Raw genomic sequence first — 23,405 nt, 5'->3', positions numbered from 1 at the left:
CGCCGCTCAGGCGCCGGTGATCAGCTTCCCGGCCTTGGAGATCCACGATCCGGCATTCTCGCGCGGCTCGAGCCCACCACTCTGCAGGAGCTTATAGGAGTCCTTGTACCACTGGCTGTCGGGATAGTTGGTGCCGAGCACGGCCGCGGCGGTCTGCGCTTCCGACGTCAGCCCCATCGCGTAGTAGCTCTCGGTCAGACGCGCCAGCGCCTCCTCGACATGGCGTGTGTTGGAATAGTTCTCCACCACGTTGCGGAATCGTTTGACGGCTGCGATGTACTCGCGGCGCTCGAGATAATAGCGGCCGATCTGCATCTCTTTGCCGGCGAGCTGATCGTTGGCGAAGCGGATCTTCTCCTTGGCGTCGTCGGCATATTCGGACGTGGGCCAGCGCGTCACCAGGTCCTGCATCGTCTGCACGGTAAGACGCGCTTCCTTCTGGTCCTGGGTGACGTCCTTGATCTGGCGGTAGTAGCTCAGCCCGATAATATATTGGGCATAGGCTGCATCGTCGGTCGACGGGTAAAGGGTCAGGTAGCGCTTGGCCGAACCGATCGCCTCGTCGTAATTGCCCTGACGGTAGTCGGCAAAGGCGCCCATCACCATCGATTTGCGGGCGAATTCCGAATACGGATGCTGGCGGTCGACGGCATCGAATTTGCGGCTTGCCTCCTGCAGGCGCCCGGCATTCAGATTGGCGAGACCCTGATTATAGAGCACGTCGGCCGGCTCGGTCTGATCGACATAGGTCGATAGATCGACGTCCTTCTCGGACGACATGCAGGCCGACAGAAACAGCGATGGAACGACGACCGAAAGCGCCAGGAAAACAGCCCGCCGCGGCGCCTTCGATTGACCAACTCGCTTGAAAAACATGATTGGATTCCGCCCTTTCGGCGTCATTTCAGTCGACGGCAGCAGCCATAAACCATAACCGCCTTGCCCGGCAACGCTATCCCCGGCCAATCGCACATTTTTGTGGCGGTTTGGCGCCACCTGGAAAGCTGTGCGATTTGGCCGGCCAGTGATGCATCCTTGCAACACAGCTGATCGCAATAAGAGCCGCAAAAACGTTAAGAATCAGATCATCCAGGGCGCAAAGAGGGGGGCATTGACAGCGCTCATCTCGGCGGCACGGCCGCGCTCGCGGCGCGTCGTCTCGACGATCTCGAAAGCCGAACGGTCGGACAAGAGACGGCGCAGCGCCGCGGCGTTCAGCCTGTGGCCACCACGATAGGAGCGGAAGCAGCCGATAAACCGGGCACCGGCGAGCGCCAGGTCGCCCATTGCATCCATCGTCTTGTGCCGCGCGAACTCGTTGGGATAGCGCAGGCCTCCCATGTTGATCACGCGGTTGTCATCGCCGATCACCAGCGAGTTCTCCAGCGAGGAGCCGAGCGCGTAGCCAGCTGCCCATAGCCGCTCGACGTCCTTCATGAACCCGAAAGTGCGGGCCCGCGCGACGTCGCGGCGGAAAATGTCGGCATTCATATCGGATGCGAAAAGCTGGCGGCCGATCGCCGGGCTTTCGAAATCGATCTCGATCTCGAAGCGCGTGCCATCATAGGGCCTGAACTCCGCCCAGCAGGCGCCGTTCTCGATGCGAACCGGCTTGACCACCCTGATGTAGCGACGCTTGACCGGCAGCGTTTCGATGCCTGCCTGGTCCATGGCCTCGATGAACATGACCGCGCTGCCGTCGAGGATAGGCACCTCACGGCCGTCGATTTCAATGACGAGATTGTCGATCCCAAGCCCAAAGAGCGTCGCCATCAGATGCTCGACCGTGGCAATGTGCTCGCCTTGCGGATCGCCAAGCATGGTGCAGAGGTCGGTGGCACCGACCTCGGAAACGAGCGCGCGAAATTCGTGGCTTCCGCTTGCATTCGAAAGCTGGAAGACGATACCCGTATCGGCATCTGCCGGCAGGAAATGGACGGTGACCGGATTGCCGCTATGGACGCCGATACCAGTCAGCGTCGCACGCGATTTAAGTGTCGTCTGATAGTCGTGCAAAACAATCCCCATAGCCCGTACTGCCTAGGTCCGCTTCATCTGCCCTGAGGGCGCGGCTCTTGATTGATCGGCAGGCAGGGCCACTTCCCCGAGACTCCCAGCAAACCGACTTTGGTCGGTGGCGAAGATAATGGTCCCACAGGGAGACTCCAAATCACGGTTTCTTACTCTTTGTAACTGCGGTCCAGCGCGGGATTGCCCCATAAGTCCTTGTTTTAAAATCGCTTTTAATATTAACAGGCGAACAGTTTCCTGCTCGCCTGTTAACAACTGTTACGAACCGTCAACAGATCAATTGGCCTGCCGGCGCAGGAAGGCGGGAATCTCCAGCTGATCGTCTTCCTGGACAGCCCGGCTCTGCGGCGTCAGTCGGCCCTGCTCGTCCAGCTGGCCGCGGCGCGGCGCGTAAAGCTGCGGATCCTGGCTGGCTAGGCGGCGCACTTCCGCCGGCGCCTGGCGCAGTTTCGGTTCGCGCGGCTGCGCCGGCTGCAGCCGTGCAGGTTCCTCTTCGCGGCGGGTTAGGCCGTTGGTCAGGCGCTTGAGCAAGCCCATCGGGCCGCTGTTCTCGTGGTCGGCCGGGCGGGCCTTGGCTTCCACTTCAGCCTTCACCTGCGGCGGGAAATCCTCTACCCGCGGCATGCGCTGGGGTGCCGCGGCAATCGGCTGCGGCATTTCACGATGCGGAGCCGGCTGCATCGCTTGCTGAACCACTGGCTGCATCATCGGCTGCGGCTGAGCGGGAGGCGCCTGGAAGATCTTGCTCTGCGGACGGAAGTCTTCCGAATGCGCGACCGGTGCCGGGCGGGCCTGCGCCATCGCTGCCGCATTCGCCTCGGCGAGCTGAATGGCCTCGGCGACCGGATCGGCAGCACGTGGTTCATAGATCGGCTGCTGGACAGGCGCCGGGCGCATTTCCGTGACCTGAGCCGCCGGGCGGCTGACCGGCTTCGGCGGAGCCGTGCGGATGGCGATCGGCGCTGCAGCGATTTCGGCCGCCGATTTGTCGATGCCGGTGGCGACCACCGACACGCGGATAACGCCTTCGAGTTCCTCATCGAAGGTGGCGCCCAGAATGATGTTGGCGTCCTGGTCGACCTCTTCGCGAATGCGGGTTGCGGCCTCGTCGACTTCGAACAGTGTCAGGTCGCGGCCGCCGGTGATCGAGATCAGCAGGCCCTTGGCGCCCTTCATCGAGGTCTCGTCGAGCAGCGGGTTGGCGATGGCGGCTTCCGCGGCGGCCATTGCGCGGCCCTCGCCCGAAGCCTCGCCGGTTCCCATCATCGCCTTGCCCATTTCGCGCATGACCGAGCGGACGTCGGCGAAGTCGAGATTGATCAGGCCTTCCTTGACCATCAGGTCGGTGATGCAGGCGACACCCGAATAGAGCACCTGGTCGGCCATGGCGAAGGCGTCGGCGAAGGTCGTCTTGTCATTGGCCAGCCGGAACAGGTTCTGGTTGGGAATGACGATCAGCGTATCGACACATTTCTGCAGTTCCTCGATACCCATGTCGGCCGTCTTCATGCGGCGCTGGCCTTCGAAGTGGAACGGCTTGGTGACGACGCCGACGGTAAGGATGCCCTTTTCGCGGGCAGCGCGCGCGACCACGGGCGCCGCCCCGGTGCCGGTGCCGCCGCCCATGCCGGCGGTAACGAAGCACATATGCGTGTTCGAGAGATGATCGATGATCTCGTCGATGCACTCTTCCGCCGCCGCGCGCCCGACTTCAGGCTGCGATCCGGCGCCGAGACCCTCGGTGACATGCGCACCGAGTTGGATCAGCCGCTCGGCCTTCGACATCGTCAGTGCCTGCGCGTCGGTGTTGGCCACCACGAACTCGACGCCGCGCAAGCCGGCGGTGATCATGTTGTTGACGGCATTGCCGCCGCCGCCGCCGACACCAAACACGGTGATGCGCGGCTTGAGCTCGGTGATGTCCGGCTTCTGCAGATTGATGGTCATTGTCTTCGTCCTTTGCCTTTCCCGCCGCTTCGCCGCCGCGGCCGCCTATGGGGCTGTCCCCGTCAAATTAAAAACTGTCTCTCAACCACTGACTCATTCGATGCAGTTTTCCGCCTGTTCCGGTCATCCGAAGACCGGAAATTCCCTTCGCCGGGCGGCTCTCGAAGCTCGCCATCTGCGGGTAGATCAGAAGTCCGACCGGGGTCGAGAAAGCCGGCCCCTTGGCCGCCTCGGGCAGGCCTGCCACGCCGAGCGGGCGGCCAATGCGCACATTGCGGCCGAGAATGCGGCGTGCGGCTTCGGGCAGGCCGGCAAGCTGGCTGGCGCCGCCGGTCAGCACCACCCGCTTGCCGACGGCATTGCCGTAGCCGGACTTGTTCAGCCGGTCGCGCAGCAGTTCCAGCGTCTCGTCGATGCGGGCGCGGATGATGCGCGTCATCACCGAGCGCGGGATCTGCAACGGCACCTCGCCGTCCTCGCCGATCGGATGGATCGAGACCAGGTCGCGGTCGTCGGCGCTTCCTGGCAGCGCCGAGCCATGCATCACTTTCAGCCTTTCAGCGGCATCGAGCGAGGTCGATAGGCCCTTGGCCATATCCAGCGTGACGTGGTTGCCGCCAATCGCGATGGCGTCGCCGTGGACGAACTTGCCTTCCGAAAATACCGAGATCGTCGTCGTGCCGCCGCCCATATCGATGCAGGCCGCGCCCATTTCGAGCTCGTCGTCGACCAGCGCGGCAAGCCCACTGGCATAGGGCGTCGCCACCATGCGCTCGACCGACAGATGCGAGCGGTTGATGCAGAGCTCCAGATTGCGCAGAGGCGCCGCGTCGCCTGTCAGCACGTGCATGTCGACGCCAAGCTGGTCGCCAACCATGCCGCGCGGATCGCGCACACCGCGCTCGGCATCCAGCGAAAAGGCCACGGGAAGCGAATGGATCACCTCGCGCTCAGCCCGCAGCGCCTGCTTGGCGCCGGCGGCAAGCACGCGTTTGATGTCGGCCTCGTCTGCTTCATGACCGCCGAGATTGATGGTGGCCGAAAAAGCCTCGCTCTTCAGCCGGCCGGCGGTCATGTTGACGATCAGCGAATCGACCGTCAGTCCCGCCATGCGTTCGGCGGCGTCGACGGCAAGACGGATGGCGTGCTCGGCACGGTCGAGATCGATGACGACGCCCGATTTCACGCCTTGCGATTTCTGGTGGCCGATGCCGATCACCTGGATGCGATGCGAGCGTCCGCGCAGCAGCTTGCCATCGTCGCGCGGCTTGAGCTTGGCCACCACGCAGCAGACCTTGCTGGAACCGACATCCAGCACCGTCAGGATGCCGGACCGGCGCGACGAGGCATCGCTGTTGCCGCCAAGCCAGCTCATATCTTCGTCTCCGGCTTGCGCTTCAGCATCTTGGGCTTTTCGTTAAGCGCAGCCTCGCGCTGCGTCGCCGCTTCCGGCGTCAACTGGACGACCAGACGGTCGGAAAGGCGCATGTCGACGGCTGCGATGTCGCGCGTCAAAAGCCCGTTCTCGTGGTCCATCCTGACCAGGTCGGCAATCGCCTGGTCCTCACCGTCTTCGGGAAGCTTGACGGTGATGCCATTCTCAAGCTTAAGATCCCAGCGCCGTTCGCCGATGCGGATATAGCCTTTGATCCGCGCGGCAAGCTCCGGATAATTCTTGATCCTGGCCAGGAAATCCGGCGCCTTGGCCGGTGCGCCGGTGCCGATGATCAGCGGCAGCAATATCTGCTTGCCGCCGGAGAACGGCGCAATGACGGTGCCGGATTTCTCGATGACCGAAAGCGCGCTCCCTTGCTGCCACAGCGCGAACGGCTCGCGCTCCTCGACGCGCACTTCCAGCGTATGCGGGTAGACTTTGCGCACTGCCGCGGCTTCAACCCAGGGCAGCGTGGTGATGCGTTCGCGCGCAGCTTCGGCATCGAAACCGATCAGCGAGGTCCAGCCGTCGAGTTCCAGCCTGTCGAGAATATCGATCTCGGAGGTTTCGCGGTTGCCGACGACCTTGACCTGGTCGACGGCAAAACCGGTGCGGGCGGTGACACTCTGGACGATGGCGTCGGCATGCCCGCCGAGATAGGCGCCATAGGCGCTGCTCGAAATAAGCAGTGCCGCCGACAGGATGGCAGCGCAATAGGGCGGCGCTTCGAAATCGCCCTCGCCGAGGCGCGCCAGCACACGCACCGGCCGGCGGAGCAGGCGTGGCAGCACGAAATGGTCGAACGACAACGGCATGCCGAACAGCACCGGCCCGGCCGCGCCCTTCCCCTTGCCCTGTCCCCACTTCAACGCAGACACGAAGCGTCCTCCACCATCCAACTCAACAAATCGCCGAACGAGTGTCCCGCTTGCGCGGCGATTTCCGGCACCAAAGACGTCGGCGTCATACCCGGCTGGGTGTTGACCTCGAGCCAGACAATTTCACCGTTTTCGGAGTGACGATCGTCATAACGGAAGTCCGACCGGGAAACGCCCCGACAGCCGATAGCTTGGTGAGCCTTGAGCGTCAGTGTCTGTATTTTTTGGTAAATATTCGGTGAAAGTTTTGCCGGGCATTCGTGTTTTGATCCGCCCGCGACGTATTTTGAATCATAGTCGTAGAAGGAATGGCCGGTCGGGATGATCTCGCAGACACCGAGCGCCACATCGCCCATCACCGCGCACGTCAATTCTCGCCCGTGCACATAACGCTCGACCATCACCGTATCGCCATATCTCCACTCGGACGAGCCGATGATCTGCGGTGGATGCGACTGGCCTTCATGCACGATGACGACGCCGAAGCTCGATCCTTCGTTGACCGGCTTGACCACATAGGGCGGCTTCATCGGGTGCTTGTTCTGGATGGCGAAGCGATTGGCCACCTTCGATTCCGCTACCGGAATGCCGGCCGCCTTGGCGACCTTCTTGGCCTGTTCCTTGTTCATCGCGAGCGCCGAGGCAAGCACGCCGGAATGGGTGTACGGAATGGCCAGATACTCGAGGATGCCCTGGATGGTGCCGTCCTCGCCGAAGGGGCCGTGCAGCGCGTTGAAGACGACGTCGGGCTTGAGCTCGACGAGCACCGAGCTGATGTCGCGCGAGACGTCGACCCGGGTGACCTGGTAGCCCTCCCCCTCGAGTGTATCGGCGCAGGCTTTGCCCGACGACAGGGACACGGGCCGCTCGGACGAGAATCCCCCCAGAAGGACGGCCACGTGCTTGCTTGTCATTCCCCGTCATTTCCTCTCACAGCAGGCCTGCACCATCGTGCATGGCCCGAAAAGCATCGCGCGCACTCAAATACGCCGAGCAGCTTTGCTCCCGTGTTTCCGCAACATTGAGTCCGAGTCTCCCGGCAGGTTGCCCCCCCAGACGGAAACGCGAGTAACGCGTCGAAACGACTCAAATCAGGAAACGCTTCAGGGCAGAGAATCAGAGAGTTGATTCGCTGGCAAGTGCTTACGATTCCGATGGATTCACTTTCCGCAAAAACGGCAGCAAAATGTGAATTCATGAGGTCCGGAGGCAACGGTCTTCGACTTGCGCTAAAGCAGCTGCCCGAGAAATTCCTGGACGGCATGGCCCGGCCGAAAATTGCCGATGCGCTTGATCTCCCACTGCAGCCGGATGCCCGATCTTTCGAGCACGCGCGCACGCACCGTCTCACCGAGATATTCAAGCTCGTAGCCTGTGGCGGTCCCGGTGTTGATCATGAAGTTGCAATGCATCGGCGACATCTGTGCCCCGCCGACCATCAGGCCGCGGCAGCCGGCCTTGTCGATTTCCTTCCAGGCCGAGGTGCCCTCGGGATTCTTGAAGGTCGAGCCACCGGTCTTTTCGCGGATCGGCTGCACGGTCTCGCGATGGTTCTGGACAGCATCCATCGCGGCCTTGATCGCCGCCTTGTCCTCCGGAACGCCTTCGAACAGCGCCGACGTGAAGATCAGCCCGGACGGCGCAGCTGAATGGCGATAGGCATAGCCCATGTCGGCGTTGCTCAGCACATGCACATTGCCCTTGCGGTCGAGCGCCCGCACCTCGACCACGCGCTCGCGCGTCTCGACACCGTTGGCGCCGGCGTTCATCCTCAGCGCTCCGCCGATGGCGCCGGGAATGCCGTGGTAGAAATGAAAGCCGCCGATGCCGGCCTCGTAGGCAACGGCCGCAACGCGCTTGTCGGGTGTCGCGGCCCCCGCCTTGATCGTGGTCGGCGCTATCACTTCGGTCTCGCCAAAGCCTTTGGCCGAAAGCCGGATGACGAAGCCCGCAATGCCGCCGTCACGGACAAGCAGGTTTGAGCCGACGCCGACGATGGTCAGCGGTATTTCCTCGGGCACCGCCTTCAGGAACGCGGCAAGATCGTCCTCGTCGGCCGGCTGGAACAATGCCTCCGCGAGCCCGCCGGCTCGAAACCAGGTGATCTTGTCCATCTCGGCATTGGGCGTGATGCGGCCGCGCAATCCGGCAAGCCGGTCGCCAAGCTTGTCGATCAACGCCTGGCCGCGCATCATGAGATAGTCCCGCCGAGTTCTTTGGGCAGCGCATAGGCCCATTGGGTGATGTTGCCAGCGCCGAGGAAGACGACGAAATCGCCCGGCTTCGCCACCTCGCGCACGATCGGCGCAATCGCCGCCGGACCTTCGATGTAGCGTGCGTCGCGATGGCCGCCGGAGCGGATGCGCGACACCAGTGCGTCGGACGTAACGCCGTCGATCGGTTCCTCGCCGGCCGCATAGACGGGCGCCACCATTACCGTATCGGCGTCGTTGAAGCAGACGGAAAACTCGTCGAACAGATCGCGCAGCCGAGTGAAGCGATGCGGTTGGGTAACGGCGATGATGCGGCCCTTGGTGGCGCTGCGCGCCGCCTTCAGTACCGCCGTGATCTCGACCGGATGATGACCGTAATCGTCGAACACATCGACACCGTTCCACGAACCGGTATGGGTGAAACGCCGCTTGACGCCGGCGAAGGACGACAGGCCCTTCTTGATCGCCTCGGCCGAAAGGCCGAGCTCATGCGCGACGGCAATCGCCGCCGTCGCATTGGAAACGTTGTGGCGTCCGGGCATCGGCAGCCGCAGACCGGCAATCGTTATCTGGCCGTGCGTCTTGCGGTCGCGGATCACCACGTCGAATTCCGAGGTTGGGCCGTCCATGCGGTGATTGGTGAAGCGCACGTCGGCCTGCGCATTTTCGCCATAGGTGATGACGCGCCGGTCCTCGATGCGGCCGACCAGCGCCTGCACCTCGGGATGGTCGGTGCACATCACGCCAAAGCCGTAGAACGGCACGTTCTCGACGAACTGGCGAAACGCCTCGCGCACTTTGTCGAAGGAGCCGTAATGGTCGAGATGTTCGGGGTCGATATTGGTGACGACGGCAATCTCGGCCGGCAGCTTGAGGAAGGTGCCGTCGCTCTCGTCGGCCTCGACCACCATCCATTCGCCGTCGCCCATGCGGGCGTTGGTGCCATAGGCATTGATGATGCCGCCATTGATCACCGTCGGGTCGAGCCCGCCGGCATCGAGTAGCGTCGCCACCATCGAAGTCGTCGTTGTCTTGCCGTGCGTGCCGCCGATCGCGACCGCCTGCCGGAAGCGCATCAGCTCGGCTAGCATTTCGGCGCGCCGCACGATCGGCAGCAACTTCTCTCTCGCCGCCTTCAGCTCCGGGTTGGATTTCTTGATTGCGGTGGAGACGACGACCACTTCGGCCTCGCCGAGGTTCTCGGCCTGGTGGCCGACGAAGCATTCGATGCCCTTGTCGCGCAGCCGCTGCACATTGGCGCTGTCGGCCTGATCGGATCCCTGCACCTTGTAGCCGAGATTGTGCAGCACCTCGGCGATGCCGCTCATGCCGATGCCGCCAATGCCGATGAAATGCACGAGGCCGATCGTCTGTGGCATCTTCATCAATGCGTCTCCTTCCTGAATTCCGAAACGGATTTCCTGGACGCAATAGCCTCTGTCAGATCGGCGAGCAACCGCGCGGCATCCGGTTTACCGGACGATTTCGCCGCCGCAGCCATTGTCGCCGCCCTGCCTGGATCATCCATTAGCCCGCCGACAAGCGCAGCGATCCGCTCCGCCGAAAGCGTGGATTGCGGATGCACCTCGGCGCCACCCGCTGCGGCAAGGGCGGCCGCATTCGCCGCCTGGTCGTGGTCGAGCGCGTGCGGATAAGGCACCAGCAGCGCCGGCCTGCCGATCACCGCGATTTCCGATACGGTCGACGCGCCGGAGCGCGACATCACCAGATGCGCCGCCGCGAGCCGCGCCGCCATGTCGGTGAAGAAGGGCGACACCTCGGCCTCGATGCCAAGCGCGGCATAGGCGGCTTCCACCCGCGCCACATCGTCGGCGCGGGCCTGCTGCGTGATCGCCAGTCGCCTACGCTGTGCATCGGAAAACCGGGCGATCGCCGCCGGCACCGCATCGGAAAAGAACTGCGCGCCCTGGCTGCCGCCAAACACCAGAAACCGGAACGGCTCTTTGCCGGCCGATGCAGCATAGGGTGTATTCGCTGCTTCCAACACTTGCGGCCTGACCGGATTGCCGGTGGTCACCGTCTTGGCGCCAGTGGCACTGATGTCTTCCGGCAGGAACCCGCCGGCAACGGCGTCGACGCGGCCGGCGAGCGCCCGATTGGCGCGGCCCATCACCGCATTCTGCTCGTGGATCAGCGTCGGCACCTTGCGCCGGGTCGCCGCGTAAAGCGGCGGCAGTGTCGGATAGCCGCCGAAGCCGACCACGATGGCGGGCTTGATGCTGGCGATGACGGCCGACGCCTGCCGCACCCCGCGCCAGATTTTCCAAAACGCGGCGAGCATGGCAAAAGGATTCTTCGAGCCCATCGTCGCCGACTGGATCGGATGGATGGCGGTCGCCGGGAACTGCCCGGCAAAGCGCTCGGCGCGGTCGTCGGTGGCCAGATGTACCGCCCAGCCGCGCGCCTTGAGCTCATGTGCCAGCGCCTCGGCCGGGAACAGATGTCCGCCCGTTCCGCCAGCAGCTAGAAGGATGACCCCCTTCGCCATCTCACTCCGCCGGCATCGCACGCGGCGACGGCATGAAGCCCAGCTGCTTGCGCTTTTCCGGGCGCTTGCGCGTCAGCGCCAGCACCATGCCCATCGAGATGGCGATCGCGATCTGGGAGGAACCGCCATAGGAGATGAACGGCAGCGTCATGCCCTTGGCCGGCATCAGTTGCAGATTGACGGCCATGTTGATGACCGACTGCAGGCCGAAGACGGTGACCAGGCCGCCAACCGCGTAGCGCGTGAAATCGTCCTGCTCCTTGAGTGCCGTGTTGAGGCCGCGCAGCACAATGAAGCCGAAGATGGACATGATGAAGAAACACATGATCAGCCCGAATTCCTCGCCAGCGACCGAGAAGACGAAATCGGCATGGCTGTCGGGGATGACCCGCTTGACGGTGCCCTCGCCCGGCCCGACGCCGAACCAGCCGCCATTGATCAGCGCCTCGCGGCCCATGTCGACCTGGAACGTGTCGCCCTCGCCGGTCATGAAGCGGTCGATGCGGCCGGCAACGTGCGGGAACACCGCATAGGCGGCGAACACGCCGCCGACGCCGGCAGCACCCAGCGCGACGATCCACAGCCACGGCAGCCCGGCCATGAAGAACATCACCCCCCAGGTGCCGAGCACCAGCATGGTCTGCCCCAGGTCAGGCTGCGCCACTAGCAGCGAGATGACCAGCGCAAGCAGCAACATGGCGAACAGATTGCCCGGAATGTCGGGCTGGCGCTTGTGCTCGGCGAACAGCCAGGCGCAGATGATGACGAAGCCCGGTTTCAGGAACTCGGACGGCTGTATCGACAGGCCGGCAAGCGATACCCAGCGCCGCGCGCCTTTCACCTCGACGCCGATATAGAGCACCGCCACCATCAAAAACAGCGTGATGCACAGCATGACCAGCGCCATGCGCCGGATCTGCCTGGATTCAAGGAACGAGACGGCAAGCATCACTCCAAGTGCCGGAATGGTGAAGATGATCTGGCGTGTGGCGAAGTGGAAACTGTCTAGTCCGATGCGTTCGGCCACCGCCGGGCTTGCGGCGAAGGACAAAACGATGCCGAGGCCCATCAGCGACAGGAACGCCGCCAGGAACCAGCGATCGATCGTCCACCACCAGGTCGCCACGGGGCTTTTGTCGAGACGGCTTTGCATTATCGTGTCCCTCCGATGGGCTTCACGCCATCAATGGCGGTTGCGGCTTGCCTGAACGCCTCACCGCGGACTTCGAAATTCTTGAACTGGTCGAAACTGGCGCAGGCCGGCGACAGCAGCACCACCGCCTCGCCGCTACTATCCTTGGCCGCATCGCGGGCGGCGTGTTCGACCGCCGCAGCCAACGTGCCTGATATCTCGTAGGGCACCGCTTCGCCCAGCGTCGCCGAAAAGGCCGGTGCGGCTTCGCCGATCAGATAGGCCTTGGCGATACGCGGGAAGAAGCCGCGCAACGGCTCGATGCCACCCTCTTTCGGCAGACCTCCGGCAATCCAGTAGATACGCGCAAAGCTCGACAGCGCCGGTGCCGCGGCATCGGCATTGGTCGCCTTGGAATCGTTGACGAACAGCACATGCCCTTTGCGGCCGACCTGCTCCATGCGGTGCGCCAGCCCCGGGAAACTCTCCAGTCCGGATTGGATCTCGCCGAGCTCGAGCCCGACCTTGAGGCAGGCGGCGGCGGCGGCCAGCGCATTCTGCGCGTTGTGCTGGCCGCGCAACGAGCCGATGCCTTCGAGAAAGGCGACCCGGCTGTAGCGGCCGTGCACGGCTTCCATCAGGTTGGTGCCTTCGGCGAAATAGCCGTCGGTCAGCGGCAGGCGCTTGGAGATGCGAATGATCTGCCGGCCCGCTCGCTCCAGCCGGTCGGCGATCTGGGCGCACCAGGAATCGTCGACACCGATGATTGCCGTCTCGCTGCCGGCCACCAGCCGCTCCTTGATCGAGGCGTAGTGTTGCATCGTGCCATGGCGATCGAGATGGTCCGGCGTCAGGTTGAGCAGGATGCCGGCCGTCGGATTGATCGAAGGGGCAAGATCGATCTGATAGGACGAGCACTCAACCACATAGTGCCGCTCGGGCTGCGGCGGATCGAGCGTCATCACCGCGCGGCCGATATTGCCGCCCATCTGCGTGTCGCGCCCGGCCGATTTGAGGATGTGCGCCGTCAATGCCGTGGTCGTCGACTTGCCGTTGGTGCCGGTGATGGCGATGAAGGCTGCTGCCGGCGCCCGCGCCGTCCGCTCGCGGCAGAAAAGCTCGATATCGCCGATGATCTCCACGCCTGAGCCCCGCGCGAGCTCGACGGTCCAGTGTGGCTTGGGATGCGTCAGCGGCACGCCGGGCGACAGCACGAAGGCGGAAAACCTCGCCCAGTCCGCGCCGCGCAGGTCTGCGGTGGCGATGCCGACCGCGCCGGCCTTGGCAACGCTGTCGGGATTGTCGTCCCAGGCGAGGACGTCCGCGCCGCCCTCGATCAGCGCGCGCGCCGTGGCAATCCCCGAGCCGCCGAGCCCGAAGAGCGAAACGCGCTTGCCTGAAAAGGATGCGGCGGGGATCAAGCGGCCTCCTATCTGAGCTTCAGGGTCGACAGCCCGACCAGCGCCAGAATGACGGCGATAATCCAGAAGCGGATCACCACCTGGCTTTCGGTCCAGCCGAGCTTTTCGAAATGATGGTGGATCGGCGCCATCAGAAAGACGCGCTTGCCGGTCATCTTGAAATAGCCGACCTGGATGATGACCGAGAATATCTCGACGACGAACAGGCCGCCGACGATGACCAGCACGATCTCGTGCTTGGTCGCCACCGCGACCGTGCCGATCAGCCCACCCAGCGCCAGCGAGCCGGTATCGCCCATGAAGATTGCCGCCGGCGGCGCATTGAACCACAGGAAACCGAGACCGGCACCGATCACCGCTCCGAGGACCACGGCAAGCTCACCGGTGCCGGGAACGAAATGGATCTGCAGATATTCAGCGAACACGGCATTGCCGGAGAGATAGGCGATGACGCCGAAGGACGCCGCCGCGATCATGATCGGCACGATCGCCAGCCCGTCGAGGCCGTCGGTCAGGTTCACCGCATTGCCGGCGCCGACGATGACGAAGCACGAGAACGGGATGAAAAACCAGCCGAGATTGACGAGAAACTCCTTGGCGAAAGGGAATGTCAACGATGACGAGAACGGCACCTGGCCGTTATGCATGATCACCCAGGCGGCGATGCCGGCAATGACGAATTCGAGCCCGAGCCGCGCCTTGCCGGAAAAGCCGAGATGCGATTGCTTCGTCACCTTGAGATAATCGTCGTAGAAGCCGATCGAGCCGAACCCCAGCGTCACCAGCAGCACCACCCAGACGTAGATGCTCGACAGGTTCGCCCACAGCAGCGACGAACCGACGATGCCGGACAGGATCATCAGTCCGCCCATTGTCGGCGTTCCCGCCTTCTTGAAATGCGTCTGCGGCCCGTCGGCGCGGATCGGCTGGCCCTTGCCTTGCCGCAGCCTCAGCGAATTGATGATGGTCGGTCCGAAGATGAACACGATCAGCGCCGCTGTGATCAGCGCTCCGCCGGTGCGGAAAGTTATGTAGCGGAAGACGTTGAAGACCGAGATCTTGTCCGCAAATTCGACGAGCAGTGTTAGCATGCGCTTGCGTCCCCCGGACCGATCCTAGGTCTGTCTGCTGGTTGTGGCTTCCGCCGGAAACTTGCCGAGCAACGCCTCGACCAGCTTTGAAAAGCCTATGCCCTTCGACGATTTGATCATGACCACGTCGCCGGGCTTCAATTCCGACAGAAGCACCGGTTTCAGATCTTCCGCGCCGGCGCGGTATTCCGTCTTGATCTCGCCCGGCAGCACGTCGGCCAGCGCCCGCATTTCCGGGCCGCCGAGGAAAACCGTGCGCGTATCGGTGCCGACGATCAGGTCGGCAAGCGCGGCATGCAATTTCGCGGAATGGCTGCCGAGCTCGAGCATGTCGCCAAGCACGGCAATGCGCCTGCCCTCGCCCGACACCGGTGTGGTGTTGAGCAGTGCCATTGCAGCGGTCATCGACGCCGGATTGGCGTTGTAGCTCTCGTCGATCAGTGTGATCGGCCCCTTGGGATGGCGCAACACATAGCGTTTGCCGCGTCCGCGTTCGGGCGAAAGATCGGCCAGCGCCTGCGCAACCCTGGTGACGTCGGCGCCGACCAGATGCGCGGCACCCAGCACGGCCAGCACATTCTGCACCATATGGCGGCCCGGCGCGCCGATCCTGGCGACAATCTCGTGTCCGCCAATCTTGGCGGCTATCACGGAGTGATCGGCATTGAGCTCGCATTTGATCAGTTTGAAGGTCGCCCTTGCATTCTCGCCGAACCCGTAGACATGCTCGACGCCCGCTTCTTTCGCCATCTTCTCCAGCAGCTTCCAGCGCTGGTCGTCGCGGTTGAGAAGGGCGGCGCCACCGGGCTCCAGTCCCTCGAAAACCTCTGCCTTGGCCTTGGCGATCTCGTCCAGGTTGCGGAAGAAGCCGAGATGAGCGGCCGCGATCAGCGTAATGATGGCGACATGCGGCCGGACCATTTTGACGAGGGGCCGGATCTCGTCCGGATGGTTCATGCCGATCTCGAAGACGGCATAGTCGCAATCCTGCGGCATGCGCGCCAGTGTCAGCGGCACGCCCCAGTGATTGTTGAACGACTGAGCCGATGCATGCACCGTACCGACCGCGGACAGAGCGTGGCGCAGTGCTTCCTTGGTGGTGGTTTTGCCCGCCGAACCGGTCACGGCAATCACCCTCGCCTTCGAGCGTGCGCGCGCCGCAACGCCGAGCTTTTCCAGCGCGACGAGCACGTCCTCCACGACGATCATCGGTGCCGTCAGCCGCCCCAGCGACGGCAGCTTGCCCTCGGCGACGACAAGCACGCCGGCGCCCGCCTTGATGGCGGCGGTGACAAAATCATGGCCGTCCATCACCTCGCCCTTGATGGCGAAGAAGGCGTCTCCCGGCTGCAGGCTGCGGCTGTCGATGGAAATGCCGGCGATGCCTTCAGGCATCGGACCGAGCGGCCGGCCATCCATGGCGGCAACCAGCGCCTCGGAGGTCCACAGATAGCTCACGCCGCTTGCTCCCTGAGGGCCGAGCGAACTTCCTCATGATCGGAAAAATGCAGCGTCTCGGTGCCGATGGTCTGGCCTTCCTCATGGCCCTTGCCGGCCACGATCAGCGTGTCGCCAGCGTGAAGCATCCCGACTGCCTCGTGGATGGCCTTGCGCCGGTCGCCGATCTCGATGGCGCCAGGTGCGGCCTCCAGGATCGCGGCGCGGATCGTCTCGGGAACTTCCGAGCGGGGATTGTCGTCGGTGACGATGACGACATCGGCCAGCCTTGTGGCGATCTCGCCCATGATCGGCCGCTTGCCCCGGTCACGGTCGCCGCCGCAACCGAATACGACGATGACGCGGCCGGTGGTAAAGGGACGCACCGAAGCCAGCACGTTTTCCAGCGCGTCCGGCTTGTGCGCGTAGTCGACATAGACCGGTGCGCCATTGGCGGCCGTCCCAACGAGGTCGAGCCGCCCCGGCGCACCCTTCAATTTCTCTAGCGCCATCAACGCCTTGGCAACAGATGTTCCAGTCGAAATGGCGAGGCCCGCCGACACCAGCGCATTGGCGATCTGGAAGTCGCCCGCCAACGGCAGGTCGACTTCATGGAGAACGCCGTCAACTTCGACCTCGGCGCGTTGGCGGTGGCGCTCGTGCTCGACCCGCTTCAGCCGCAGGAAATCGCCGTGGCGGCCGACCGTCAGCACGTTCAGTCCCGCTGCCCGCGCCGCCTTGATTGTCGGCTCCGACCACGGGTCGTCGGCAAAGATGACGGCCGGCGCGCCCTTCGGCAGCAGCGCATCGAACAGACGCAATTTGGCGCGATGATAGTCCTCGACCGTCGGATGATAGTCCATATGGTCGCGGCCGAGATTGGTGAAGCCGCCGGCCGCAAGCCTGACGCCATCGAGCCGGCGCTGGTCGAGGCCATGGCTGGACGCTTCCATCGAGGCGTGGGTGACGCCGGCCTCCGCCAACTCCTTGAGCAGCCTGTGCAGTGCCACCGGATCCGGCGTGGTCAGCGAGCCATATTCATTGCGGCCCGGCGCCACCACGCCGGTCGTGCCGATCGAAGCGGCGACCAAACCCGCCTGCTCCCATATCTGTCGGGTGAATGCGGCGACGGAGGTCTTGCCGCTGGTGCCGGTCACCGCGACCATGGTTTGCGGTTGCTTGCCGAAAATACGGGCAGCACTCAGCGCCAGCGCAAGGCGCGGATCGTCTACGACAAGAACCGGAACTGGCAGCCCGGCGACCGCACTGCCCTTGCCGACAACAATCGCGGCAGCGCCGCGGCTCGCGGCATCGGCGGCATAGGCTGCGCCATCCGCCTTGGAGCCGGTGAGCGCGAAAAAGACAACACCCGGTGTTACCTGGCGGGAGTCCGACGAAATCCCTGTAACCTCCATGTCGAAGGAAGCTGTCCCCTCGACAGGCAGGATACCGGCTAGATTTTTCAGCTTCATCGAACCCCGTTCATCGCAACAAAATAGCGCGCAGTTGCCGGCGCGCCCCAAGAATCACTGATAGGAAACCAGCGTTGCACCATTTTCATGGCTGAAATCTGGCTTCACGCCAAGCATGGAAGCCGCACGTCGGATGATGTTTGCAGCCATGATGCCCGCATTCGAGGCAGCCGTGGCACCCATGCCGGGCTTTTCCGGCTTCGGTTCGTCGGCGATCGTAAGCACTATGTATTGCGGATCGTCCATTGGGAAAGCCGCAACGAAAGCGTTGAAATTCTTTTCCTTCGAGTAGCGGCCGTTGACGACCTTCTCCGCCGTTCCCGTCTTGCCGCCCACCCGGTATCCTGGCACCCGGGCATTGCGGCCGGATCCCTTTTCGGCATTGAGGGCATAGAGATAGCGCATGCCCTCGACGGTCTTGTCGCTGACCACTTTCTTGGCCACCGCCATCGCCTGCTCCTGGGTGCGCGGCAGGAAGGTCGGGTCCATCAGATAGCCGCCATTCATCAGCGCGGCGCAGCCGACCGCCGTCTGCAGCGGGGTCGTCGACACGCCGTGGCCGAAGGCGATGGTAATCGAATTGACCTGCTTCCAGACCTTGGGCTCGGTCGGCCGGGCGACTTCCGGCAGTTCGGTCTGCATCTTCTCGAGGATTCCCAGGCGATGCAGGAATTCGCGGTGTCCGTCAATGCCAACCGCTTCGGCTTCCTTGGCAGAGCCGATATTGGATGAGTAGATGAACACTTCCGGCACCGACAGCACCCGGCCCTTGCCATGGAAATCATGGATGGTCTGATGGCCGATCCTGATCGGGCGCGATGCGTCGAAGCGGCTTTGCAGCGTTATCTTGCCGGAATCGAGCGCCATGGCGGTGGTGAAGCTCTTGAAGGTCGACCCCATTTCGTACAGGCCGGCGGACATACGGTTGAGCCGGTCCTTGTCCTGCGCGTTATAGGGGTTGTTCGGATCGAAATCTGGAACCGACGCCATCGCCAGCACCTCACCGGTCTTGACGTTGAGCACGACGGCACCCGCCGCGATCGCATGGTACTTTTCCATGCCGGTGGCGACCTCGTCACGTACGATATGCTGGACGCGCAGATCGATCGAGAGCTGGACCGGCTTCAAATCCTTGGCCACCGCCAGGCCCGACGCCTGAAGATCGCTCAAGCCCTGTTCGTCGATGTATTTCTCCATGCCGGAGATGCCCTGATTGTCGATGTTGGTGAGGCCGACAATGTAGGACGAGGTTTCGCCGGCCGGATAGAACCGGCGCTTTTCGGTGCGGAAGCCGAAGCCGGGGATGCCGAGCTGCATGATATCGGCCTGCTGCTTCGGCGTCAGTTGCCGCTGCAGCCAGACGAAGCCGGCGCCGCTCTTCAGCTTGTTGTATGTCTGCTCGTAGTCGATCTCGGGAAGCACCGTCGACAGCTTTTCGATCGCCTCGTCGGCATCGACGATGCGGCGCGGTTCGGCAAACAGCGACGCCGTCTTGATGTCGGTCGCCAGCACTTCGCCGTTACGGTCGACGATGTCGGGCCGCGATGCCGTCACCCGGCTCTGCGGCCCGCCCGACAGGTCGGGGTTCTGGAAACCCAGATAGACCAGCCGCCCGGCAATGGTCGAATAGATACCGAAGAACACCGCCATCGTCATGACAATGCGGGTCCTGCCCTTGCCACCGGTTGCCTTGCGGGCACCTTCGACCACGATCGATCCGCCCGCGCCGGGCTTCGAACCGCGCTTCAGCAGCCTGCCAACCTGTGGAAATCTGGCGGCCATTGGAAATCCGGTGATCATTGGACGATGCCTCCGGTCACCACCGGATCCTTGCCGCCAATATCAGCCATGCCGCCCAGCCGCTGCGATGAAAGGTCCTCGATGTTGACGGGTTTGGCCGGCAGATCGTCCAGCCCGACGATCTGGCGCGCATTGACCGGCTCGAGTCCGAGTTGCGATTTGTAGATTTCGGTGAGCTTCTGCAGGCGCGACGGCTGGGTAAGCAGGCTCCAGTCCGCCTTGAGCAGGTCGATCGTGTCCTCTTCATAACGGATCTGCGCCTGGATCTTGTGCACTGCCGCCAGTTGCTCCTCGGCCTCGCGCTTGGTCTTGTAGGTCAAGGCAGCCGCCGAAACCATGACGGCGATCAGGACTATGTCGCTGGTACGAAACACGTGTTCACCTCTCTCCCGGTCGATCGGCACCGGGAAGCTTTGGGCCAGGCAGTTTTGGCAGGCCGAAAATCGAAAAATCACCAGCGCGCGCCGGCGCCTCTGTACGGATCGCAGCGCGCAGCCTTGCCGAGCGCGCCCGCGGATTGGCCGAAATCTCGGCATCGCCAGGCGTCACGCCGCTGCCCTTCTTGGTGAAGGTGGCGGTGCGCGCCTGCGCCTCGGGCAGGTGCCGCGATCCGGTCGCTGAATCAGCTCTGTCGGCGATAAAGCGCTTGACCATACGGTCCTCCAACGAATGGAAGGTCACCACGGCAAGCCGCCCGCCCGGTTTCAGCACGCGCTCGGCGGCAAACAGCGCCTTTGCCAGCTCGCCGAGCTCGTCGTTGACGAAGATGCGCAGCGCCTGGAAAACCCGGGTGGCTGGATGGATCTTGTCTTTCGGCGCGCGGCCGATATGCGTCTCGATGGCATCGGCAAGGTCGAGCGTGCGCTCAAAGGGGCGTTTTTCGCGACGGCTCTCGATCATACGGGCGATGCGCCCAGCATGGCGTTCTTCGCCGAGAAAACCGAAGATGCGGGCAAGATCGCCCACCTTGAAAGTGTTGACGACGTCGGCGGCGCTCAGGCCCGCCTGCGCCATGCGCATGTCGAGCGGTCCATCGGCGCGGAATGAAAAGCCGCGCTCCGGCTGGTCGATCTGCATGGAGGAGATGCCGATGTCGAGCACGACGCCATCGGCACTTTCAACCTGCTCGTCGAGCGTTGAGAACGGTGCCTGGACAAGCCTGAGCCTGCCGCCGGACTGCTGTTCAAGGGTCCGCCCCGCCGCGATCGCATCCGGATCGCGGTCGATGGCGACGACCGAGGCTCCGCTTGCCAGAATGGCCTTCGTGTAGCCGCCAGCACCGAACGTGCCGTCGACGAGCACCTCGCCTTTTGTCGGCGCCAGCGCCTCCAGAACTTCGGCAAGGAGGACCGGAATGTGACGGGCTGGTCCGCCAACGGCATGAACTTCATCGCCGTCGCCCGCCATCATTCCGGCCGCTCCCCGGGCTTCGTCCCCTGCCGAAGCTGCAAAAGCCGGGCGCGAGCTTCCGTCCCATAGGCGCTGAGCCGTCCCGGCTCCCAGATCTGAAAGAAATTGCCGCGGCCAACGAAGGCCACTTCCGCTGAAATGCCGGTATGCTCGCGAATGAAATCGCTCATCGTGATACGGCCGTCCTGGTCGAGCTTCAGAAACGTTCCATCGCCATGGCAGAAGAACGACATGTCGTCCGCCGCCTGCAGGAACGGGTCTTCCTGCGCGATGCGCTGCTCGTAGCGATCGAGCAGGTCGAGCCCACCGACATCCATCGCCGGGCGATCCAGGCAGCGTAGCGCATAAAGTTCCGAATAGCCGCGTTTCTGCACAACGGCACGGAAATGCGCCGGCACGGACACCCGTCCCTTCGCATCGATCCTGTTCACCGCGTTCGACAGAAACCGGTCCATTACGCCTTACGGCCGCTTGCGCCGCCGCACCCCTCTGCATCTTCCTGTCCGCGCCGCCCCGGCCCGGTCGCCGTCCAAAACCCACTTCATTATGACGGGCGAACGCAGGCAAACGCGCAGCCGCCGCGGCTGCCCGATTGGCGTACGCTTCACCCTGACACGGAACGAAGGCTTGAGTATCGGAATGGGATATCATGGGGTGTTATGGGCGTCAACGGGAACAGTCTTCAAAACGCGCCTGCCACGACTGGGGAGAGCAGCTTTGACGGCACTCCGGTCTTTATCCTCCATTAAGCCTAACGAAGGGTTTAGAGCCGTGTGGTCCAACCGGACGCGGCTTGCTGCGGATCGTTGCCGCGCATAGCCTCGGCATCTCCTTTTCCGGTCAGTAACGAGGTTTGAAGCCATGTCTGAAACAGCCAAGTCGCGCGCCGCGGCACTTCCTCATCTGCGTCGCGCCGGGCTGGCCAAGGGCGACCCAATTCCCTTGCCCTTGACCATGGCCGCCATTTTCCACGCGCCGGGTGACGCCACCGGCTACGATCAATATGGCCGCTTCAGCAATCCGACCTGGGATGCAGTCGAGCACATGCTGGCGCATCTGGAAGACGCCCCATGCGTCGCCTTTCCCTCGGGAATGGCTGCCATCTCGGCGGTGTTTTTCGGCCTGCTCAAAGCCGGCGACCGTATCCTGCTGCCGTCCGACGGCTACCATACGACGAGAGCGCTGGCAGACCGTTTCCTGAAGTCCTTCGGCGTCGCGTACGATGTCCGGCCGACATCGAGCTTCCTCGACGGCGGCTTTGACGGATACCGGCTTGCCTTCGTCGAAACGCCCGCCAATCCAGGACTGGACATATGCGACATCGCAGCCGTCGCCGAAGCCGTGCACAAAGCGGGTGCGATGCTTGTGGTCGACAACACGACGATGACGCCTTTCGGCCAGCGCCCGCTCGATCTCGGCGCCGATATCGTCATTGCTGCCGACACCAAGGCGCCGAACGGCCATTCCGATGTGCTGTTCGGCCATGTCGCCAGCCGCAACGCAGATATTATCTCGAGGGTGACCGACTGGCGCGAGACGTCGGGCGCCATCCCCGGGCCGTTCGAGGCATGGCTGGTACATCGCGGCCTCGAAACGCTGGACGTGCGCTTCGACCGCATGTGCGCTTCCGCCGAAATGATAGCGCGACGGCTGAAAGACCATCGCGCAATCAGCGGCTTGCGCTTTCCGGGACTGGAGAGCGACCCATCACACAATCTTGCCCGCGCCCAGATGGAGCGCTTCGGATTTCTCATCTCGTTCGTGCTCGCCTCGGAGGACAAGGCCGAGGATTTCATCAACAACTGCGCGTTGATGCAGGCAGCGACATCGTTCGGCGGCGTACACACTTCGGCCGAACGGCGATCAAAAAGGGGAGATGCCGTTCCGCGCGGCTTCGTTCGCTTGTCGATCGGCTGCGAGCCGGTGGAAGAGCTTTGGCAGGCGATCGAGACGTCGCTAGACCGCATCGGCACCTGAGCAGCGCGACTACGAATTCAGATCGCCGGCGTCGATCTTGCGCCGGCCGTGGAGAACGCGAACGATTTCGATCGCCTCTTCGCGGACACGATACAAAGTGAGGTATTCGCCGACGATCAGGTGACGGATGCCGGGCGCAATGTCTTCGCGCGGTGCACCTGAGAAGGGATGCAGGGTCAGCAAATCCACCGCCTTTGCAAGAGATCCACGAGGCGAACCGCCGCATTTGGATTCTGTTCGGCAATGTAGTCGACGATGGCTTCGAGGTCGATCAATGCCTGAGGAAGCAGGCGATATTTCACTCCTCAAGGCCTTTGGCCTCGGCCATTTTCAGATATTTGGCGCGCAGCCGTTCCATGATTGGCGGCCCGTCCAGCGCCGGTCCGCTGTCGATCCCCTCCTGCGCCATCTTGCGCAATTCCTCGACCGTGTAGCCGAGCAGGTCGCGCCTGTCCTTCCATTGCCTCAGTGCGTCGCGGATCACCTCGCTCGCCGAGGCATATTCGCCGGCGGCGACCACGTCGTCGACTGCCGCGGCCAACTCCGGCGACAGCGTGATGCTACGTTTATCGACCTGTCCCATGACGCGCTCCTGAATATCGTCATCAACTGGTACGATTTAATCGCACCATTTTCAAGGAATGTCGCGCTC

General features: G+C 63.4%; 20 protein-coding genes and 1 pseudogene. 1 reads left to right on the top strand and 20 read right to left on the bottom strand.

The genetic code is table 11. The annotated features are described in order from the left end of the window. Positions 1 to 6: 6 nt before the first annotated feature. From NKH89_RS11035 to mraZ, 18 genes are all read right to left on the bottom strand, one after another. On the bottom strand, positions 7 to 876 hold the full coding sequence (locus NKH89_RS11035; protein ID WP_352456160.1) for an outer membrane protein assembly factor BamD: 870 nt from the start codon (positions 874 to 876) through the stop codon (positions 7 to 9). Positions 877 to 1,080: 204 nt separating this feature from the next. Continuing rightward, a complete protein-coding gene (lpxC, locus tag NKH89_RS11030; RefSeq protein ID WP_352481535.1) occupies positions 1,081 to 2,028 on the bottom strand; it encodes a UDP-3-O-acyl-N-acetylglucosamine deacetylase in 948 nt (315 codons plus the stop codon). Between the two features lie 279 nt (positions 2,029 to 2,307). Next, entirely contained in the window at positions 2,308 to 3,978 is a 1,671-nt protein-coding gene (ftsZ, locus tag NKH89_RS11025) for a cell division protein FtsZ (RefSeq protein WP_023721195.1), read from the bottom strand. Between the two features lie 67 nt (positions 3,979 to 4,045). Then, positions 4,046 to 5,353 (bottom strand): cell division protein FtsA, encoded by a 1,308-nt coding sequence (gene ftsA / locus NKH89_RS11020; RefSeq protein WP_023721196.1) that lies wholly within the window; start codon positions 5,351 to 5,353, stop codon positions 4,046 to 4,048. After that, the gene (locus tag NKH89_RS11015) at positions 5,350 to 6,291 is read right to left on the bottom strand and encodes a cell division protein FtsQ/DivIB (protein ID WP_023721197.1); all 942 of its coding nucleotides are present in this window, start codon (positions 6,289 to 6,291) and stop codon (positions 5,350 to 5,352) included. Before NKH89_RS11015 ends, ftsA begins: the two co-directional genes overlap by 4 nt. Next, the gene (locus NKH89_RS11010) at positions 6,279 to 7,205 is read right to left on the bottom strand and encodes a D-alanine--D-alanine ligase (protein WP_023721198.1); all 927 of its coding nucleotides are present in this window, start codon (positions 7,203 to 7,205) and stop codon (positions 6,279 to 6,281) included. The genes NKH89_RS11015 and NKH89_RS11010 overlap by 13 nt, the downstream gene beginning before the upstream one ends. A gap of 315 nt (positions 7,206 to 7,520) precedes the next feature. Continuing rightward, positions 7,521 to 8,486, bottom strand: coding sequence for a UDP-N-acetylmuramate dehydrogenase (murB, locus tag NKH89_RS11005; protein ID WP_031194586.1), 966 nt, complete (start codon positions 8,484 to 8,486; stop codon positions 7,521 to 7,523). After that, the gene (gene murC, locus NKH89_RS11000) at positions 8,483 to 9,889 is read right to left on the bottom strand and encodes a UDP-N-acetylmuramate--L-alanine ligase (protein WP_023721200.1); all 1,407 of its coding nucleotides are present in this window, start codon (positions 9,887 to 9,889) and stop codon (positions 8,483 to 8,485) included. The genes murB and murC overlap by 4 nt, the downstream gene beginning before the upstream one ends. Further along, positions 9,889 to 11,013 carry an undecaprenyldiphospho-muramoylpentapeptide beta-N-acetylglucosaminyltransferase gene (gene murG, locus NKH89_RS10995; RefSeq protein ID WP_352908857.1) on the bottom strand — a complete coding sequence of 375 codons (1,125 nt, stop codon included), beginning with the start codon at positions 11,011 to 11,013 and terminating at the stop codon, positions 9,889 to 9,891. The genes murC and murG overlap by 1 nt, the downstream gene beginning before the upstream one ends. Position 11,014: 1 nt before the next feature. After that, positions 11,015 to 12,166 (bottom strand): putative lipid II flippase FtsW, encoded by a 1,152-nt coding sequence (ftsW, locus tag NKH89_RS10990; RefSeq protein WP_023721202.1) that lies wholly within the window; start codon positions 12,164 to 12,166, stop codon positions 11,015 to 11,017. After that, positions 12,166 to 13,566 (bottom strand): UDP-N-acetylmuramoyl-L-alanine--D-glutamate ligase, encoded by a 1,401-nt coding sequence (gene murD, locus NKH89_RS10985; protein WP_023721203.1) that lies wholly within the window; start codon positions 13,564 to 13,566, stop codon positions 12,166 to 12,168. The genes ftsW and murD overlap by 1 nt, the downstream gene beginning before the upstream one ends. An 8-nt stretch (positions 13,567 to 13,574) precedes the next feature. After that, entirely contained in the window at positions 13,575 to 14,657 is a 1,083-nt protein-coding gene (gene mraY, locus NKH89_RS10980; protein WP_023721204.1) for a phospho-N-acetylmuramoyl-pentapeptide-transferase, read from the bottom strand. A 24-nt stretch (positions 14,658 to 14,681) separates the two neighbouring features. Then, complete coding sequence (locus NKH89_RS10975) at positions 14,682 to 16,115, bottom strand: UDP-N-acetylmuramoylalanyl-D-glutamyl-2,6-diaminopimelate--D-alanyl-D-alanine ligase (RefSeq protein WP_023721205.1); 1,434 nt, start codon at positions 16,113 to 16,115, stop codon at positions 14,682 to 14,684. Next, a complete protein-coding gene (locus NKH89_RS10970; RefSeq protein ID WP_023721206.1) occupies positions 16,112 to 17,566 on the bottom strand; it encodes a UDP-N-acetylmuramoyl-L-alanyl-D-glutamate--2,6-diaminopimelate ligase in 1,455 nt (484 codons plus the stop codon). The genes NKH89_RS10975 and NKH89_RS10970 overlap by 4 nt, the downstream gene beginning before the upstream one ends. A gap of 54 nt (positions 17,567 to 17,620) precedes the next feature. Continuing rightward, a complete protein-coding gene (locus tag NKH89_RS10965) occupies positions 17,621 to 19,348 on the bottom strand; it encodes a peptidoglycan D,D-transpeptidase FtsI family protein (protein WP_352481539.1) in 1,728 nt (575 codons plus the stop codon). A 14-nt stretch (positions 19,349 to 19,362) separates the two neighbouring features. Next, a complete protein-coding gene (ftsL, locus tag NKH89_RS10960; protein WP_023676771.1) occupies positions 19,363 to 19,740 on the bottom strand; it encodes a cell division protein FtsL in 378 nt (125 codons plus the stop codon). A 4-nt stretch (positions 19,741 to 19,744) separates the two neighbouring features. After that, positions 19,745 to 20,776 carry a 16S rRNA (cytosine(1402)-N(4))-methyltransferase RsmH gene (gene rsmH, locus NKH89_RS10955; protein ID WP_023721208.1) on the bottom strand — a complete coding sequence of 344 codons (1,032 nt, stop codon included), beginning with the start codon at positions 20,774 to 20,776 and terminating at the stop codon, positions 19,745 to 19,747. Beyond that, the gene (mraZ, locus tag NKH89_RS10950) at positions 20,773 to 21,231 is read right to left on the bottom strand and encodes a division/cell wall cluster transcriptional repressor MraZ (RefSeq protein WP_352481541.1); all 459 of its coding nucleotides are present in this window, start codon (positions 21,229 to 21,231) and stop codon (positions 20,773 to 20,775) included. The genes rsmH and mraZ overlap by 4 nt, the downstream gene beginning before the upstream one ends. Positions 21,232 to 21,637: 406 nt before the next feature. On the opposite strand from mraZ, the gene NKH89_RS10945 reads away from it, so the two are divergent. Then, positions 21,638 to 22,753, top strand: a complete 1,116-nt coding sequence (locus NKH89_RS10945) for a cystathionine gamma-lyase (protein WP_352908855.1) — start codon at positions 21,638 to 21,640, stop codon at positions 22,751 to 22,753. Between the two features lie 9 nt (positions 22,754 to 22,762). On the opposite strand, the pseudogene NKH89_RS10940 reads toward NKH89_RS10945, so the two are convergent. Both NKH89_RS10940 and NKH89_RS10935 read right to left on the bottom strand, forming a co-directional pair. Further along, a pseudogene (locus tag NKH89_RS10940) lies at positions 22,763 to 23,055 on the bottom strand (type II toxin-antitoxin system RelE/ParE family toxin). Further along, positions 23,052 to 23,336: a type II toxin-antitoxin system ParD family antitoxin gene (locus NKH89_RS10935; RefSeq protein ID WP_352481543.1), complete on the bottom strand. Its 285-nt coding sequence runs from the start codon at positions 23,334 to 23,336 to the stop codon at positions 23,052 to 23,054. Before NKH89_RS10935 ends, NKH89_RS10940 begins: the two are co-directional and overlap by 4 nt. Positions 23,337 to 23,405 lie beyond the last annotated feature (69 nt).

It is taken from the genome of Mesorhizobium sp. M0923 (genome assembly GCF_040319365.1).
Classification (GTDB): Bacteria; Pseudomonadota; Alphaproteobacteria; order Rhizobiales; family Rhizobiaceae; genus Mesorhizobium.
The sequence above is the reverse complement of the archived record's forward strand: the minus strand, read 5'-3'. Positions and strand labels throughout refer to the sequence as shown.

What these genes read in the sequence shown, in the direction of transcription:
- rsmH (WP_023721208.1), bottom strand. Translation starts at nt 20,776, where the DNA reads ATGATGGCGGGCGACGGCGATGAAGTTCATGCCGTTGGCGGACCAGCC.
- NKH89_RS11010 (WP_023721198.1), bottom strand. Translation starts at nt 7,205, where the DNA reads ATGACAAGCAAGCACGTGGCCGTCCTTCTGGGGGGATTCTCGTCCGAG.
- ftsA (WP_023721196.1), bottom strand. Translation starts at nt 5,353, where the DNA reads ATGAGCTGGCTTGGCGGCAACAGCGATGCCTCGTCGCGCCGGTCCGGC.
- NKH89_RS11035 (WP_352456160.1), bottom strand. Translation starts at nt 876, where the DNA reads ATGTTTTTCAAGCGAGTTGGTCAATCGAAGGCGCCGCGGCGGGCTGTT.
- murC (WP_023721200.1), bottom strand. Translation starts at nt 9,889, where the DNA reads ATGAAGATGCCACAGACGATCGGCCTCGTGCATTTCATCGGCATTGGC.
- ftsZ (WP_023721195.1), bottom strand. Translation starts at nt 3,978, where the DNA reads ATGACCATCAATCTGCAGAAGCCGGACATCACCGAGCTCAAGCCGCGC.
- ftsW (WP_023721202.1), bottom strand. Translation starts at nt 12,166, where the DNA reads ATGCAAAGCCGTCTCGACAAAAGCCCCGTGGCGACCTGGTGGTGGACG.
- mraZ (WP_352481541.1), bottom strand. Translation starts at nt 21,231, where the DNA reads ATGGACCGGTTTCTGTCGAACGCGGTGAACAGGATCGATGCGAAGGGA.
- NKH89_RS10945 (WP_352908855.1), top strand. Translation starts at nt 21,638, where the DNA reads ATGTCTGAAACAGCCAAGTCGCGCGCCGCGGCACTTCCTCATCTGCGT.
- NKH89_RS10965 (WP_352481539.1), bottom strand. Translation starts at nt 19,348, where the DNA reads ATGGCCGCCAGATTTCCACAGGTTGGCAGGCTGCTGAAGCGCGGTTCG.
- lpxC (WP_352481535.1), bottom strand. Translation starts at nt 2,028, where the DNA reads ATGGGGATTGTTTTGCACGACTATCAGACGACACTTAAATCGCGTGCG.
- murG (WP_352908857.1), bottom strand. Translation starts at nt 11,013, where the DNA reads ATGGCGAAGGGGGTCATCCTTCTAGCTGCTGGCGGAACGGGCGGACAT.
- NKH89_RS10970 (WP_023721206.1), bottom strand. Translation starts at nt 17,566, where the DNA reads ATGAAGCTGAAAAATCTAGCCGGTATCCTGCCTGTCGAGGGGACAGCT.
- NKH89_RS10935 (WP_352481543.1), bottom strand. Translation starts at nt 23,336, where the DNA reads ATGGGACAGGTCGATAAACGTAGCATCACGCTGTCGCCGGAGTTGGCC.
- murB (WP_031194586.1), bottom strand. Translation starts at nt 8,486, where the DNA reads ATGATGCGCGGCCAGGCGTTGATCGACAAGCTTGGCGACCGGCTTGCC.
- mraY (WP_023721204.1), bottom strand. Translation starts at nt 14,657, where the DNA reads ATGCTAACACTGCTCGTCGAATTTGCGGACAAGATCTCGGTCTTCAAC.